The organism is Treponema sp. R8-4-B8, from assembly GCF_054786175.1.
Genome location: NZ_BDHE01000013.1, coordinates 1 through 15703, shown reverse-complemented (window position 1 = coordinate 15703; position 15703 = coordinate 1). Strand labels below are relative to the sequence as shown.

Genomic DNA, 15703 nt, shown 5'->3' with positions numbered 1-15703 from the left:
GCGAGAGTGGTGGAATTGGCAGACACGCCAGACTTAGGATCTGGTGCCGCAGGCATAAGGGTTCAAGTCCCTTCTCTCGCAGGAAAAGAATTATTAAAATATAGAGGAAAATAGTGGCTATTACAAAAGAAATTAAAAGGCTTGAAAAATCAAATGTATCCTTAAATATCACCGTCCCCAAAGAGGATGCACTTTCCCAGTATAATGAGATGATAGGGGAATATACCAAAAACATGCAGTTGCCGGGCTTCCGCAAGGGGAAAGTACCGAGGGAAGTGCTGGAACGGAAATTTGGCGACGCGCTTAAAGACGACGCTTTGGGGCGGATAATGGAATCGTCGTTACAGGAGGTTTTTAAAGATGAAAATCTGCCGCGAAGCGACAAACCGCTGCCCTACTCCACCCCGGAACTTCAGGGGAAGCCAGTTCTTGACTTTGATAGCGACCTTCAATTTTCCGTAATTTACGATGTTTTGCCGGAAGTGAAAATCGGGCAGTGGAAGGGGCTAAAGGTTGAGTATACTTACGCGGAAGTCGAGAAAAAGGACATTGATAAAGAACTGGATGAAATCCGCGAGCGAAACGCCATTGTCATGGATAAGGATGACAACGCTTCCGCGAAAAAAGGCGACGTTGTAACCATCGACTACCAATTTTTTGAAGAAAACGGCGAAGCAATGCCCGATATGCAGCGTAAGGATTTTGTCTTTACCATCGGCTCGGGAACCAATGTTTACAAATTTGACGATGATGTCATAGGGATGAAAAAAGGCGAGACAAAGGAATTTATCAAGAAATTTGAAAAGGATCATTTTGAGCCGGCTCTCGCGGGCAATTCAATAAAAATTCAAATAACGCTTACGGCGCTTAAAGAGAAAAAACTTCCCGATTTAGACGATGATTTGGCGCAGGATGTCGATGAAAAGTTCAAGACTTTGGATGATCTTAAAAACAGCATTAAAGAAAGATTGAACAAAAACCTTGAAATCCGCCTGAGAGAGAAAAAACTAAACGCGCTTTTAATGAAAATAATGGAAAACACGCCCGTCATCCTGCCCGAATCCATGATTAAGGCTGAAATAGAAGGCCGCTGGCGGCGTTTAGCGCGGTATTACAACACAAACCCTGAGACAATCGCTCAGATGATGAGCGACTCTGAAAAAGACAAGGAATGGCGCGAAATGGCTGAAAAGGCGCTTCATTCAAGGTTGATAATTGAAACTTTATTGGAAGAACAGAAAATTGAGGTCTCTGACGAAGAAGTTGAAAAAGAATTTGAATCAATAGCCGCGGCAAACGGCGTGGAAATTGACGAGGTAAAGAAGCATTACAACGAAGAAGCGATTTTTTATTTAAAAGAGGACATAAGAGAGAAAAAAGTTACAGATTTGATGTTCGCGGAAAACAATTTAAAACAAGGAAAAAAGGAGAATTATCTGGATTTTATGACAGATAATGGTTAAATTTAAAATATGAGTATAAAAATGAGCAGTCTGGTCCCTATCGTAGTTGAGCAAACAGGAATGGGTGAACGTTCCTACGATATTTTTTCCCGTTTGTTAAAAGACCGCATTGTGTTTATGGACGGGGAGATAAATGATATTTCCGCCGATCTTGTCGTCGCCCAACTTCTGTTTTTGGACGGCCAGGATACTGATAAGGACATCAACCTTTACATTAATTCCCCCGGCGGTTCCGTTACCGCGGCCCTCGCGATTTATGACACTATCCAGCTTTTAAAATCGGAAGTTCAGACAATTTGCCTTGGACAGGCAGCCAGCATGGCCGCGCTTATTTTGACGGCGGGCTCCGTTGAAAAGCGTAAGGTTCTTCCGTCTTCAAGAGTGCTTATCCACCAGCCGTGGGGCGGCGCGCAGGGACAGGCGCGGGACATCGGCATTCAGTCAAAAGAGATTGTCCGCTTAAAAAAACTAATAATAGAATTGTTTGCCAAACATACCGGCAAGTCAATAGAACAAATAGCGTCCGATTTGGAAAGAGACTTTTTTATGTCCGCGCAGGACGCGGTTGAGTACGGCATAGCCGACTCCATATTAACGAGGGAGAAAGATGGCAAAACTTCGTAATGGACCTGAAGTATTTGAGAGAGTCTGCTCTTTTTGCGGAAAGAGCGCCGACATGGCACGCAGATTAATCGCAGGCCCCAATGACGTTTTTATCTGCGATGAATGTATAGAAGTTTGCCGCAAAATTTTAAGCGAAGAAGAGCATGAGCTTACATCGCACTTTACGGGCGATATTCCAACTCCGCAGGAAATTAAAAAATACCTTGACCTGTTTATCATAGGTCAGGACAACGCCAAGAAAGCGCTTTCGGTCGCCGTTTACAACCACTATAAAAGAATCGCGAATCCCCCGTCCAAAGAAAGCGACGAAGTTGAAATTGAAAAATCAAACGTTCTTTTAATCGGCCCTACGGGAACCGGCAAAACGTTACTAGCGAAAATTTTGGCGAAAAAATTAAAAGTACCGTTTGCCATCGTAGACGCGACAACCTTAACGGAAGCCGGTTATGTCGGCGAAGACGTTGAAAACATTTTGCTTAAATTGATACAAAGCGCGGGAGGAAATATTTCCGCCGCGGAAAGGGGCATCGTTTATATCGACGAAATCGACAAAATAGCGCGTAAGGGCGAAAACGTTTCAATTACGCGCGACGTTTCAGGCGAGGGCGTCCAGCAGGCGCTTTTAAAAATAATCGAGGGGACTGTCGCTTCCGTTCCGCCCCAAGGCGGCAGGAAACATCCCAATCAAGAAATGATACGGATTGACACTACAAATATTCTTTTTATCTGCGGCGGGGCGTTTGTAGGACTCGACAAATTAATCGCGCGGCGCGTCGTGAATCATCCATTGGGCTTTGGCTCCGAGGGAGGCGGCAGGGAAAAATCATTAAAGGAACTCTACGACGCGATGCACCCTGACGATTTAATCCGTTTCGGCATGATTCCCGAATTTATAGGAAGGCTTCCCATTATCGTCGGCCTTGAAGAATTAAAACTCGAAGATTTAAAACGCATCATCACGGAGCCGCGTAACGCCATTGTGCGCCAGTACCAGGCGTCCCTTTCTTATGACAACGTAACGCTTGAGTTTACGGAAAAAGCCATTGACGCGATAGCGGACAAGGCTATTAAGCAAAAAACAGGCGCGCGCGGGTTAAGGGCGATTGTTGAAAAACTGATGACGGACATAATGTTTGACATTCCTTCAATACCGGGCGATAAAAAAATAGTAATTTCCCAAGATACAGTGGAAAAATCAGAACCGCCGCAGATAATATATCTGGAGCAAAAACAAAAGAGCGCATAACGCTGTGGGAAAAAACACTGAAGAAAAAAAAAGGGGGGCTTCCGCGCTGGGATTCTTTTCCCGACGTAAGGATAAAAGCTCTTTATTTTATGATTATTCGGGAACTGAAGAATTATCCGCGGAAGATCTTCCATTGTTGCCGTTAAGGGACCTTGTTCTTTTCCCTCAAACAGTGATTCCGATTTTTATCACATTTAAGCCCGGCATTGCCGCTTTGGACGAGGCCATTAAAAGGGATAACCGCCTTTTTGCGGCATGTTTAAAAAAGAACGATCTGCGCCTGTCATCCGACGAGCCTTACGCGCTTGGCACGGTAGTAAGGATAATTTCGCATTTAAAACTTCCCGACAATACTTTCCGCGTTGTGTTTCAATGCGAATACCGGGGAACAATTATTTCCCTCAATAATAATCAAACTTATACGATGGTAAGGGTGGAGCCGATTAAAACAATCGGTTTAAGCGAACCGTTAAGCTCCGAAGATTTAGGTTTGATGAGAAGCGTACAAAAATCATTCTCCCAATACGCGGAATATTCTGGAAGAATAAATTCCGACACTCTTACCGCTGTTGAAAAATCGGAAGACCCGGAACGCCTTGCGAATCTTGTGTCTAACGCAGTAAATATAAAATCAGAGAAAAAAATTGAGCTTTTGGGATACGCCGACACAAGGGAAAGATTTCTAGCGATCCTTGAAATGCTGGAAAAAGAAAATGAAATATACGGTATTCAAAAAAACATTTCAGGCAAAGTAAGAAAACGGATGGACAAACGCCACCGCGAATATATTCTTAACGAACAGTTACGCGAAATTAACAAAGAGCTTGGCAAGGATAAAATAGAGGATGAGTTCGCCATTCTTGAAAAAAGAATCAAGGAAAAGAATCCCCCTGCTGACGTTAAGGAAAAGGCCGAAAAAGAGATAAAAAGGCTGCGAAAACTCCAGCCCCTTTCCCCTGAAGCGGCGGTATTAAGAGGCTACCTTGAATGGATAGCCGACCTCCCGTGGAGCAATTTCACGGCGGATTCCGTCAACCTTGCCGAAGCCGAAAAAATCCTTGATGAAGATCATTTTGGCATGAAGAAGGCGAAAGACCGAATAATTGAATTTATCGCGGTGCGGCAGTTACAGGCTGACGAAGCGCTTAATAACGAAACGTTAAAAGACAACTCTATTAAAGACGACGCGCTCAAAGACGAAGCAGTTAAAGACGCGGTTAAAGATAACTTGAAAACACAAGTTCCCCATTCGGTAAAAGGGCCTATCCTCTGCTTTGTAGGCCCTCCTGGAACAGGGAAAACAAGCTTGGGAAAATCTGTCGCGCGCGCTCTGGGAAGGAATTTTGTGCGTATTTCATTGGGCGGCGTGCGCGACGAGGCGGAAATCAGGGGGCACCGGAAAACTTATGTGGGAGCCTTACCCGGTAAAATTATTCAGTCCATGTGCAAGGCGGGAACTACCAACCCCGTATTTTTGTTAGACGAAATTGACAAGCTTTCAAGCGATTTTCGCGGAGACCCCGCGTCCGCACTTCTTGAAGTGCTTGACCCGGAACAGAACTCAACCTTTGTTGACCACTATCTTGAAGTTCAATACGATCTTTCCAAAGTAATGTTTCTAACTACCGCAAACTCTCTCCACTCAATTCCGTATCCCCTCCTTGACCGCATGGAAATAATTGAGGTTCCCGGTTACGGAGAAAATGAAAAACTCAGCATCGCAAAACAATTCCTTGTGCCAAAAGAGTTACGCGAAAACGGATTATCCTCGGCAAAAATCACATTCAGGGACGATACGATTAAGAACATCATCCGTTACTGGACAATGGAATCTGGAGTCCGCAATCTTGAACGCGAGACGGCGCGGTGCATAAGGCGCATAGCGAGGGACGCGGTAAATAAAGGTTACGGCAAAGACAAACCCGTAAAAGAATTTAATAAAATTATAACGCCCGCCAATCTTGAAAAATTACTTGGCAAGAAAAAATATAAAAGGGACGTAGTATTCAGGGAAGCGCGAGTCGGCGTAACTTACGGGCTTGCATGGACGGAAACTGGCGGAACCATCCTGCCCGTTGAGACAATCCGCTATTCGGGGACAGGGGAGCTTGTCATAACTGGAAATCTCGGCGACGTAATGAAGGAAAGCGCGCGCATCGCCCTTTCCTATCTTCGCAGCACGGGAAACAAATACAATTTCCTCGCGAAAGACCTTTTAAAAACCGACTTCCATATCCACGTTCCAGAAGGCGCTATTCCCAAAGACGGGCCTTCAGCCGGCATCACTCTCGCGTCTTCCCTGCTCTCCACCCTCTGCAAAGTTCCGCCGCGCACATGCATCGCCATGACAGGCGAGCTTACCCTCACGGGAAGAGTTCTTCCAATCGGCGGCTTAAAAGAAAAACTGTTAGCCGCCATCAGAAATGGCATGGAAAAAGTAATACTCCCCAAAGACAACGAAGAAGACTGGAATGAATTGGATAAAGACATCCGTTCTTCATTAGTAATAGAATTCGCCGAAACCGCCGCCGACGTATTCAATCTGCTATTTGACTCAAGAATACTAAAAAAATCCTGACATTTATTCGAGAAGACCTCTCGCAGAGGCGCAAGAGACTGTAGGAAAAGTATTTTTCGCAAAGAATCTCACGCAAAGGCGCAAAGGACGCAAAGTTGTTGTTCGCAAGATCATCGTTTTTCCTTCAATATTTGTAGTTATATAATATATTTAGTTAATAATGGGCTATCGAACAGGAACTTTGCGCCTTTGCGCCTCTGCGAGAGGTCTTTTTATACTTAATCTTATTTACGCAACTCAGCTTCCATCGCTTTTATAATGTCAGAAGCGAGAGGCATCTCGGGCGGATGATCTCCTGAGGCGGGGACGGTTACGGGGGGGTATAATTCCCACGCTTCACGGATGGGATATAACGCGGCTTGCGCGCCGTAGCGTCTCCATTCACCGGCTCCGATTCGGCACGCGCGGGTAAAACCTTCGCCGGGAACCGTTATTTCTACGGGCATCCAGCGTTTGCCGTCTTTTTCGATTATGTCCGCGCTTCCTTTGCGCCATGAGTCATCGCCAACCGCGAAAGCAAGGTACAAATGCCCTGGTACAGTGATGAAAGCGGTTTCTATATCAACCGCTTCGAGTAATGAGCAAAAAAGAATTGAAAGGTAGGTGCAGTCGCCGCCGCGGTAGTATAAAGCCTGATAGGGGTAACTGACATTATCAAGAGCGGCTTCGTTAGCTGAAAGGCTTTTGTAGGATGTCGCCGGCACAACCACGTAACTAATGCCGTACAGGCGCAGGGCCTCAAACATGGCGGCGGCGTAACGTACGTTTTTAGGGGTAGCGGAAGAAGCGCTGCCTCCTGACAAATCCTGCGCCTGAATCGCGCTTGCCACAAAACGGGAAAATATGCGGACTGAACTGTCGCGTGGAGAGACAAAGGCCGCGGCGCGGCGGTCGTCTTCCCAACTGAAAGCGTTACGGTGAAATATCGGCATCATGACCGTCTCGTTACTGTCTTTTTTCGCTCCCAAACTGCGGTACTGAATTTGAATCGTTCCTACGGCGTTGGTATTTTCCGTCAAGTTGATTAAAACTTCATTGAATAGGGCGGTTACGGGAACCTCCACGGTTTCACCGCTTGCTACTCGGGGCAGGGTGGCAAACGCCCACGGCTGGCTCATATAACTGTCCATATAAAAAGAAAGCGTAACGTCCGTAATGGCGTTAGGCTCGTCATTTGAGATTTTCACTTTCGCGATAGGGTTATGCTCATACCACGCCCAAGAAACGGGAAACACCCGGTACTGCTCAGTTTTTTCTATTCTTACCCGCGCCCTTCCGCTCATTATTTCAGAGAGGTTTAGCCTTATGCCCATTATTGTCTTTATAGAAGAAATTGGCTGAGACGGATCATAAAAGCGGTAATTATAACCGGCTTCGGCAAATATCGAAAGATAAGGCAAGACATGAAATTCAACGCCTAAAGCGAAAGACGCCATTGCTTTTGCTTCGTTTAAATCGCCTCTTGAATACTGGTAAACTCCGCCGCTTAATCCGGCGCGGAAAGCCCAGCGGTCCATCGGCCTCCAACGGGCAAACGGGCCTATTTTTCCTTCAATGATTGTAAGCGGATCGCCAATATCAGCGGTAATACTTGAAAAGCCGCCTCCCGCGCTAAGGCCAAAATCAAAATTATTACCTAACGGCAGGAACGCCCAATCAAGAGAAGCCGACGCTCCCATGCCTGAACTTAAATAATCAGCGCCAACCGGTATTTCAAAAACCGGAGCGAGAGAGAGCGTTATGTCATTGTCAGCGAAACATGGGAAGAGGAAAATAAAAAAGAAAAGAGAAAAGAGAAAAAAGCGGGAAGTGCGGTTGTTGTTTGAGAATCTATTATGGAATACTAAGCCTTGTTTGATAATTTTTATTTCTTTCATAACTCATTTCTCCTTTCTTCTTTCTTCTTTTATTTTACTTCTCCGTCAAGTTATTTACCGCGTCCCAGTTGTCTGGGGGCGGATTTGTTTCGTATTTCGCGCAACGGCCGGCGTACAATTCAGCCACTTTGTCATCGGGATTTTTCTCCATGATGGATTTAAACAGTCCCAATGCCTCTTTGAAATTCTTTTTTTCATACAGATCAATCGCGTTCTCCCATCGCTCTATTTCTTCTTTGCTCACCTTTCCATTGCACATTGACAATTGCTCATCGTTAATCGCCAGCATTTCATATAGGCGAAGCGGCGTATTAATGCCCACTACGCGCACCCTGTCAAGGCGGCGAATCAGGAATTCTTCACCTAACTTTGCCCTTGTATATTCGCTTATCAGTATGCCTCCAGTGTGGTACTGTTTGTTCACTCCCTCAAGGCGGGCGGCGAGGTTTACCGCGTTGCCCATAATCGTGTAGTCCATTTTGTTTTCAGCGCCCATGTTCCCTACTACCATTTCGCCCGTGTTGATGCCGATTCGGGTAAAGAGCGGAGAGGGGCTTAACTTTTCTTCCATTACGGTCTTGTTCAATTCCCGCTCCGCCGCCTTCATCGCAAGCGCGCTTTTGCAGGCAAGAGACGGGTGGTTCTCGCGGAATACGGGCGCTCCAAAAAACGCGATTATCGCGTCCCCTTCGTATTTGTCAATCGTGCCCAGATTTTCCATGATGATGTTGCTCATCGCCGTCAGGTAACGGTTTAGCAATTGGACAAGGCGGACTGGATCAAGTTTTTCGGAAATTGTCGAGAAGCCCTGAATGTCGGTAAATATAGCGGTCATTTCGCGTTTTTCGCCGCCAAGGTTGAGTTTGTCGGGGTCGTTTATAAGCTCCGTAATAACTTCAGGGGCAAGGTAGCGGGAAAACGCGTTATGCAAAAACGCTTTTTCGCGGCTGGCTGTAAGGAATTTTAGCGCCATCATTGAAATAAAAGTGAGCGCAGTAGCGGTTAAAGGTACCGCGAAACCAATGTATATTTTGCTAATCATAAAGAAAGCCGCAAAAGCGCCGCATAGCAGAAACAAACCGGATACGCCTGTTATTATTGACATTTTGTTGCCAAAACGGCTTAAAAGAAATCCTAATAACAGGGAATATAAAAGGGCGATAATCGCCGGAATTATTTTGGGCGTATCGCTTAAAAATTCGCCTGAAAGCATCATGTTTGCGGCGACGGCGTATGTGCCTACGTTGGGGTAATTTTCCTGAAAAGTGATAAGACCGTTATCTGTCATTGACGTGGCGTCAGCGCCGATGACGCAAAAACCGTCCCGCAAGACGGCGGCGTCTTTTCTAATTTCCGCCATTCGGTTAAGCTGGCCGCGGCATACGTCGAACAATTCACGCACAAAATCCGCGGTATCAACATCGTCGCCCACGTCGGCAAGTATTGTTTTTTCATAATTGCCGTTAAGAAACTCCGCGCAGGAATTGAAAAAACTCTCCCGCGTCGAAAGCCATTCGGTACCTGCCGACCCATTTTCCGCAAGCGACGCGTTTTTAATTCTTTCAGACTCAAAGTAATATTCCCAGGGATTAGGCCCATTATCCCAATAAAAGAAAAAACCCGAATCATTCATTAGGGAGATGTTACGCGCAAACACTGGCTCAATTACGGTATGCTGTATCAGCTGTACGAGCGACATTATCTTATAATCGTAAAATGATTTTTTAGGCCACTTTAAAAGCATTTTGCCGTCCTGAGAGCGTGGGATTCGCATTTTTCCGCCGTTTGGTTTTACCAGCGTTACGGCGCTGTTGGAAACTTCTATCGACGCATACCCTAATTTTTCCTGCATGGCGACTAACGCCAAGTGCCCGTAATACGCGCCCTTGTACTTTACCAAAAGATTTATCCGCCGCCTAAAACCGTCAGTATCCGGGGAGGCGTTTACAAAGCCCGCGCCTTTCGCGCGGCTCATAAGTTTGTTTATCGCTGGCATTACGCCGGCCATATCGGGCGTTTTACGGTCTCCATTATTAATAACGTATTCCAACGCGATATAATCGTTAAGGTATTGGTCTATTTCCGCGTTAGCTGCAATTTCACCGCCTTCAAAAATGTCTTCCTGACGGAGCATGGTCAATGTAAGCCACGAACAGTCAGAAAAAGCCAATGCCCTGGCAAAGTACTCGTCAACATCCCTGGTTAAAAGTGATAGTGACGTTTCCAAATCGCCCCTTACGCTGCGGTACAGGTTTTTCATATCATTTTTGTAAAGTTCGCGCTCGCTGCCGCTTGTTCTAGGGCCGATTGCGTCAATTACCGAATTTGACGCTTCGTCCAACAGGGTAAAATTTTTATCCAAATAACTGCCAAACACTTCCGCCGCGTAATCGGGATCAAGCCGGTAAGGGCTTTCGTCAAGGTAGCTCAAGTCGAAGGCGATTGTCTGCACTCCAAGTTCTTTCAGCAGTATAACCACGTCGGCCATTACTTCGCGCCGGAAGGGGAAGCCCCCCGCGTAACTGATGGAATCGTCGTCTAACGTCAGGACAAAAACTTTTTCGTTTTCCGTCAGCGACGGTAAAAAACGCAGAAAAAGATCGAAAAACTTGTTATCCAGCGAAGTGAGAAATAAAAGAGACGATAACGCAAAAGCGGCAAGAGTTACTCTAATAAAAGATTTGTTTTGCTTATTTTTTGCCATTATTCTCTATCTCAGTTAGCAATGAGCAATGTTTATGTACGAAAATATAGCTTGTTGCAACAACGAACAGCGTACAAACAACAAAATTGCTAATTGCTCATTATTCACTGCTCACTGCTCACTGCTATCCCCTACTCCGCGGCGATGTCTTCACCTTGGGCGGCTTCGCTGGCGCGGGCGGAAGCTGTTGACGCTTGGGCGGTCGTCCTATTGACGGCGCCTGTATCCGTTTTTGCTACGCTTCCCGTTATGCGTACCGCGGAAGACGCTGAGGCAACCTCAGACACTTTGCCGCTTTGGGCAGCCGAAACATTCAGCGTCTTATCCCCTGTTTTTAACACCACAGACGCGCCTACTCCCGTATGGATAACCGTATCGGCGGTAATCGTATCACCGACTTTTAACTCCACGCGGCTGCCGCCCTTTTCCTGCTGAACACGCCCCGTAACGCTCTGTACGGTGTAACTCTGCGCGAAAACGCAGACCGCCATGACGCACATCATAGCAAATAAAATCACAATCCTCTTCATAAAATCCTCCTCAGTCTATAATATTTTTGGCTAACAGCCAAATCATTTGCTCTCCGCTATTTGTTCTAAGCCGCGAAGGGCGGCGGCGTTTTTGGCGTCTTTTGATAACGCTTGACGGAACCAGCGTTCCGCCGTGGCGTAATCCTTCTCGCTCAGGGCAAGGTTGCCTCTGTTGGTCATCGCCGGGACGGAACCCATTCCGGCGGCGCGTTCGTAACTTGCCTTTCCGTCGGCTACTCGTCCGGCGCGCACCTGTAAAATCCCAAGCCTGTTATGCATCGCCGCCGTAGGAGAAGAGCTGACGCGCGCCTGCACCTGATTTAATAACGGCTGTATCTCCGTGGAAATATACAGTTGAATTGCGCGATTTACTTCCCTTCCCGCCACAGCCGCGTCCGTGCGAACAGGACGGCCTCCCTGTTCAGGAAATGGCGCGGGCGGGTAAATTGACCATGCGTCTTCCACTATGACAAAATCGGCCGTTTTCCCAGCCATAAAATTTTCATTTAACACCGTGACAGCCTTCGTCCACGCGGCGGTAAATCCTTCGTTAAACGCGGTCATTGACAGCGGCAGCCATACCCTGTCGTCAATTATTCAGTATTTTTCCAACGGCGTTCATTCCGGTGCTGCTGAACAGAGTTTCCGCGGCGCTTGAGTTTATGTTAAGTGATACTGCTACTAAAAAATCATCTTCCGTTTGAACAAACGCGGCGGGAATCCCCACGCTTTCAAGACATCCCGCGACAAGCAGGGCAAGGTCTCTTGTGTTGCCGCTCCTGAAAGACAATGTTTCCGCCGGGAACTGCGCCTCAGTTTTATCCGAATAGGTTTTTCCAAGAATGACGCCGCTGGCCCTTAACCCTTCAATAAGCCATATCGCGTACTGAAAATTAGGGTTGTGTCCGACGCGGCGGTCGTTTCTTGACAGCCCGGAGATAAATTTCGCGTAATCAACAGTTTCAGGCGACGTTGGGGAAATAAAAGCCGCAAGAGCCGCCGCATCACCTTCCGTTACCATGTTGCGGTTGTTAGTTGCTAAAATGACCGAACGTACCGCTACCCTCTCCTTGCCTAAGAACTTATAGCGTATAACAACTTCGCCTAAAATGCGGCCTTTATCGGTAAAGCGTAAAATCTCCGTGGAGAAATCAGCTAACAGAGGAAGATTAACGCCGCGTCCGCGCGCTATAAACGGAATGTTCCCGCAGGGAAACTCCGAAGCCGTGTATGGGGAAGCGCGGAAACTAACCCGCACGTCGCGGATTTCAGCGTTTTCATTATTGCGTATAACAAGCGAGCCAATGGCGTTTTTTTGGTACAACTGCATGAAAGCGGGGTACACCGGCTCGTACTGGTCAAAATTAACTCCAACCGTTTCACGGTTCGCGTTATTGCCGGTTTGAAAGCTTATCTGCGCCGTCAATCCCGCGTATAAACCCGAATTGAATACTTCGCTATTTTCTAACTGATATTGCCGCCAACCGCCGTTAGCTGCAATGGTAAAGCCCGGCGTAAAACGGAAGCCTAATTCGCCGCCGCCGCGCCAGAACAAACCGGAAAAGCCGGTATTTCCGTCAAAGCTTGGAATGTACGCGCCGATAGAGCCGTCAATTCTGACAAAGAGCCGCGAAAGTGGGAAGCAGTACAGTCCCACGCCGCCGCCTGCCGAATAAATACTGACGCTTTTTTCCCCATTGCCCTGAATGCCGCTAAACAACATTCCGCCTTCGATGCCTAATGTGTAGCCTATACCCGCCGCGTTAGGCCAGACGCTTGACAGGTCAATCTCAAAGCCTATATCGCCGCCGCCGCCTATGCCGTACATCGTATTGCCGCCGGCGGACTCGACGCTAATATCAGGCGGAAGATAGACAAAACCTCGGGGGCGTATATTAAAATCCAATCCAAAGAGCAATGTGCAATTAAGAGCGAACAATAGTATAATGAGAAACAAACGTGAACAAATGAGGAATGAAATATTATTTTTGTCCGCAACCATGCCCAAACATCGCGTTTTTAACATAAACCTACCACCTTTATAAACGCTAAAATAAAATACCTATTAATATGTAATTATTATATCACCTTTTTAAAAAGATTTCAGGAAAAAAGCAAAATAAATTGATTGAAAATAGCTTTTTTTAGCATTTTAAAGGTTTCTGTTTACAAATTTACAGTTTTGCTTAAAATGTCAAAATGGCGGGCTATAGGTATTATAGTGGATAGTTATTAGTAATCTGTAACATCTGAATTGTACTGTTAATTTGGATTTTTACGAGATTTTTACGAGAAGACTTCACACAAAGAACACAAAGGTACAAAGATCACAAAGGGGATTAGTGGGTAGTTATTAGTGTTGTTGTAAGAAATCTAAGCTTGATGACATCATGCTTCGTTTGCTAATCTCGCTCACTATCCACTACCTACTACACACTAATAACTTCCTCTCCTCATTGTTCCCACGACAACCGCGGATAGCCGTCTCTTGCGACACGGCTAAAATTCCAGTTAGCCGAAGAAAAACTCAATGTATCTCTCCAGAAAGTCAAATTGTAGAATATGCTGGAATCTGTGTCTTGACCGTCATCGCCAGCCAAGTTAGAAACGGCAGTTTGCGGTGTCAAGGTAGTTGCGTTAGCATCGCCCACTCCGATGGACATTGTTTTTAGCGCGTAATTATAATTAGAGTTGCCAATTGATCCGCTACCCAAAATGCGTTTCGCCTCCTTTGCGTTGCCTCTGGCTGTGATACTCGCGCCTAAAGCCGCAGTTCTTTGAATAGTCCCATCGTTAAACCCGGCAATACCGCCTGAGTATGCACCCCCTTCAGTACCAACACCTTGACTACCTGTGTAGGTGTACTGGGCACTTACCTGACCGGCACTGAAACAGTTGCTTACGCTGCTACTGTTCTTATCAATACGGCCTACAAGACCGCCGGCAGCGGCAGGACCAAAAGTGCCGCTATCAGACAACATGACATTTCCTAAGGCATAGCTATTGCTTATTGCCCCACCATTACAAGTACCCACCAGACCTCCAGCAGATGGCCGTCCAAATGCGTTTCCACTATCCTGCATAGAATTCGTGCTTACGGTTACTACACTTACGGTTCCTGTTGCGAAACATCTATTTATTGTACCAGTTGACATACCTGAAAACCCGCCGACTCTGCAAGCTGGTGAATCATTGCTATCCACAACAATATCCATACGGCTAAAACTGTCGGAAATAACTCCTACTATATCGCTGATAAAACCTCCGACTCTGAGTATTCCTTTAACATTCACGGTTAAAGTTCCTGAAAGAGCGCCGCAGTTTCTTAAGGTAGGGAAAGGATCGCCCGCAAAACTTCCACAAAAGCCGCCTACATCAATACGACGAACCTCATTCACTGCTATTGCCGCATCTGTCGCCTTCTTTACCGTTATATTCCCGCCATTAAAGGAGCAGTTTTCTATCACAAAAGTACCTCTGTTTTTTGAAACTCCAAGGAAACCGCCGACTAATGGGCTGCCGTTGCTAGTTAAAGTGATGTTCCCTTGTACCCAGCAGTTACTTATTCTTCCTGAATTTGTTTCATTATTCCCTACCAGCCCGCCAATTGTTATTTCGGCATTGGTGTTTGCTGTTATATCGCCTAAAAATGAACACCTTTCCATGGTTACCATTGAGGACATTCCTACTATGCCCGCGCAAGCGCTCATCATGGAATCTCCAGAAAATGAAACTGTCCCGTCAGAAAACGTAATATCTGTCAAGGTGTTTTGTTGGCTTACACCCACAGCGCCGCCAATTACTCCAAAAAAAACTTTCGTAACATCGGCTATAGCATCTGCGGCAATGGTCACTTTTTCTATGCCACCCTTAGCTAGTCCGGTTATCGCGCCGGTCACGGCTAATAATGATACATTGTTGTCTGAATTAAATTGTGTCGAAAGTGCAGCGCGGCAGTTTTTAATTGTGCCGCCTTCAACATAACCCGCGATGCCGCCAAGTAAGACACCACCGTCAGGTAAATCCACACCTGGTGGAAGTTGAATACCTGGATTAGGGACAGAGCCGCTAATGAATCTAGATTTAACTTTAATGGTACCGCCAGAAGTGATTATATTGCAAACTTCAGAATTTTTAAGGTGTCCCGCTAACCCTCCAACCTTTAAAGCTCTAAAAGTAAAAGTACCAGAAAACTCTCCAACTGGCTGTCCAGGCTGAGGATAAAGATTAGTTTGGTACATTTCAAATGAAGTAGAAAGATTTGCCGCTACGTTAATTTCACCTGTATAGGCGTACACTAATGTTAAATCGCGGATTACCACCGGCTGCGAAGCAGACGACGGCTGCGAAGCGGACGAACCTTCAGCATAGCCGAAAAGACCCAAGTCTCCACTGCCGCTAAAACCGCTGTTTATCGTTATGGTATGGCCAGCCCCGTATAATTTACCTCTGAATGGAGCGGTATTGCTGCCAATCGGAGCCCATGCGCCTGTTATGTTGATGTCATCGGCAAGGACATACTGTTTATTTAAACCGTCTTTCATGGCGGCAAGTTCCACCTGAGTTTTAACTTCCACCGCCGAGCCTGTAACCCTTATCCCCTGGTGCGATACTCAGCCGCGCATTACCAGAACCGAACCGCGTAACCGTCCCGACGGACAGCCTTATTCAAGGGCGAGCG

The 15703-nt window shown here is 46.4% G+C and carries 10 protein-coding genes and 1 tRNA gene; 5 read left to right on the top strand and 6 right to left on the bottom strand.

Annotated features, from left to right (window positions below; translation table 11 throughout):
• The 5 genes from ACYVRA_RS03910 to lon all read left to right on the top strand — a co-directional run bounded on the left by ACYVRA_RS03910 (position 1) and on the right by lon (position 5911).
• Positions 1-81, top strand: a tRNA-Leu gene (locus tag ACYVRA_RS03910).
• A 32-nt stretch (positions 82-113) separates the two neighbouring features.
• A complete protein-coding gene (tig, locus tag ACYVRA_RS03905; RefSeq protein WP_461251441.1) occupies positions 114-1463 on the top strand; it encodes a trigger factor in 1350 nt (449 codons plus the stop codon).
• Positions 1464-1484: 21 nt separating this feature from the next.
• Positions 1485-2087 (top strand): ATP-dependent Clp protease proteolytic subunit, encoded by a 603-nt coding sequence (locus tag ACYVRA_RS03900; RefSeq protein ID WP_461251440.1) that lies wholly within the window; start codon positions 1485-1487, stop codon positions 2085-2087.
• Positions 2071-3333: an ATP-dependent Clp protease ATP-binding subunit ClpX gene (gene clpX / locus ACYVRA_RS03895; RefSeq protein ID WP_461251439.1), complete on the top strand. Its 1263-nt coding sequence runs from the start codon at positions 2071-2073 to the stop codon at positions 3331-3333. The genes ACYVRA_RS03900 and clpX overlap by 17 nt, the downstream gene beginning before the upstream one ends.
• Before the next feature lie 4 nt (positions 3334-3337).
• On the top strand, positions 3338-5911 hold the full coding sequence (lon, locus tag ACYVRA_RS03890) for an endopeptidase La (RefSeq protein WP_461251438.1): 2574 nt from the start codon (positions 3338-3340) through the stop codon (positions 5909-5911).
• Positions 5912-6135: 224 nt separating this feature from the next.
• Here the strand turns inward: lon and ACYVRA_RS03885 are convergent, their stop codons facing one another.
• From ACYVRA_RS03885 to ACYVRA_RS03860, 6 genes are all read right to left on the bottom strand, one after another.
• Positions 6136-7788, bottom strand: a complete 1653-nt coding sequence (locus ACYVRA_RS03885) for a hypothetical protein (RefSeq protein WP_461251437.1) — start codon at positions 7786-7788, stop codon at positions 6136-6138.
• A gap of 34 nt (positions 7789-7822) precedes the next feature.
• On the bottom strand, positions 7823-10492 hold the full coding sequence (locus ACYVRA_RS03880; protein ID WP_461251436.1) for a CHASE2 domain-containing protein: 2670 nt from the start codon (positions 10490-10492) through the stop codon (positions 7823-7825).
• A 131-nt stretch (positions 10493-10623) separates the two neighbouring features.
• On the bottom strand, positions 10624-11022 hold the full coding sequence (locus ACYVRA_RS03875) for a hypothetical protein (protein WP_461251435.1): 399 nt from the start codon (positions 11020-11022) through the stop codon (positions 10624-10626).
• Positions 11023-11064: 42 nt separating this feature from the next.
• Complete coding sequence (locus ACYVRA_RS03870) at positions 11065-11586, bottom strand: hypothetical protein (RefSeq protein WP_461251434.1); 522 nt, start codon at positions 11584-11586, stop codon at positions 11065-11067.
• 25 nt (positions 11587-11611) lie between these two features.
• Positions 11612-13048, bottom strand: coding sequence for a hypothetical protein (locus ACYVRA_RS03865; RefSeq protein ID WP_461251433.1), 1437 nt, complete (start codon positions 13046-13048; stop codon positions 11612-11614).
• Positions 13049-13475: 427 nt separating this feature from the next.
• Positions 13476-15599 (bottom strand): GLUG motif-containing protein, encoded by a 2124-nt coding sequence (locus ACYVRA_RS03860; RefSeq protein ID WP_461251432.1) that lies wholly within the window; start codon positions 15597-15599, stop codon positions 13476-13478.
• Positions 15600-15703 lie beyond the last annotated feature (104 nt).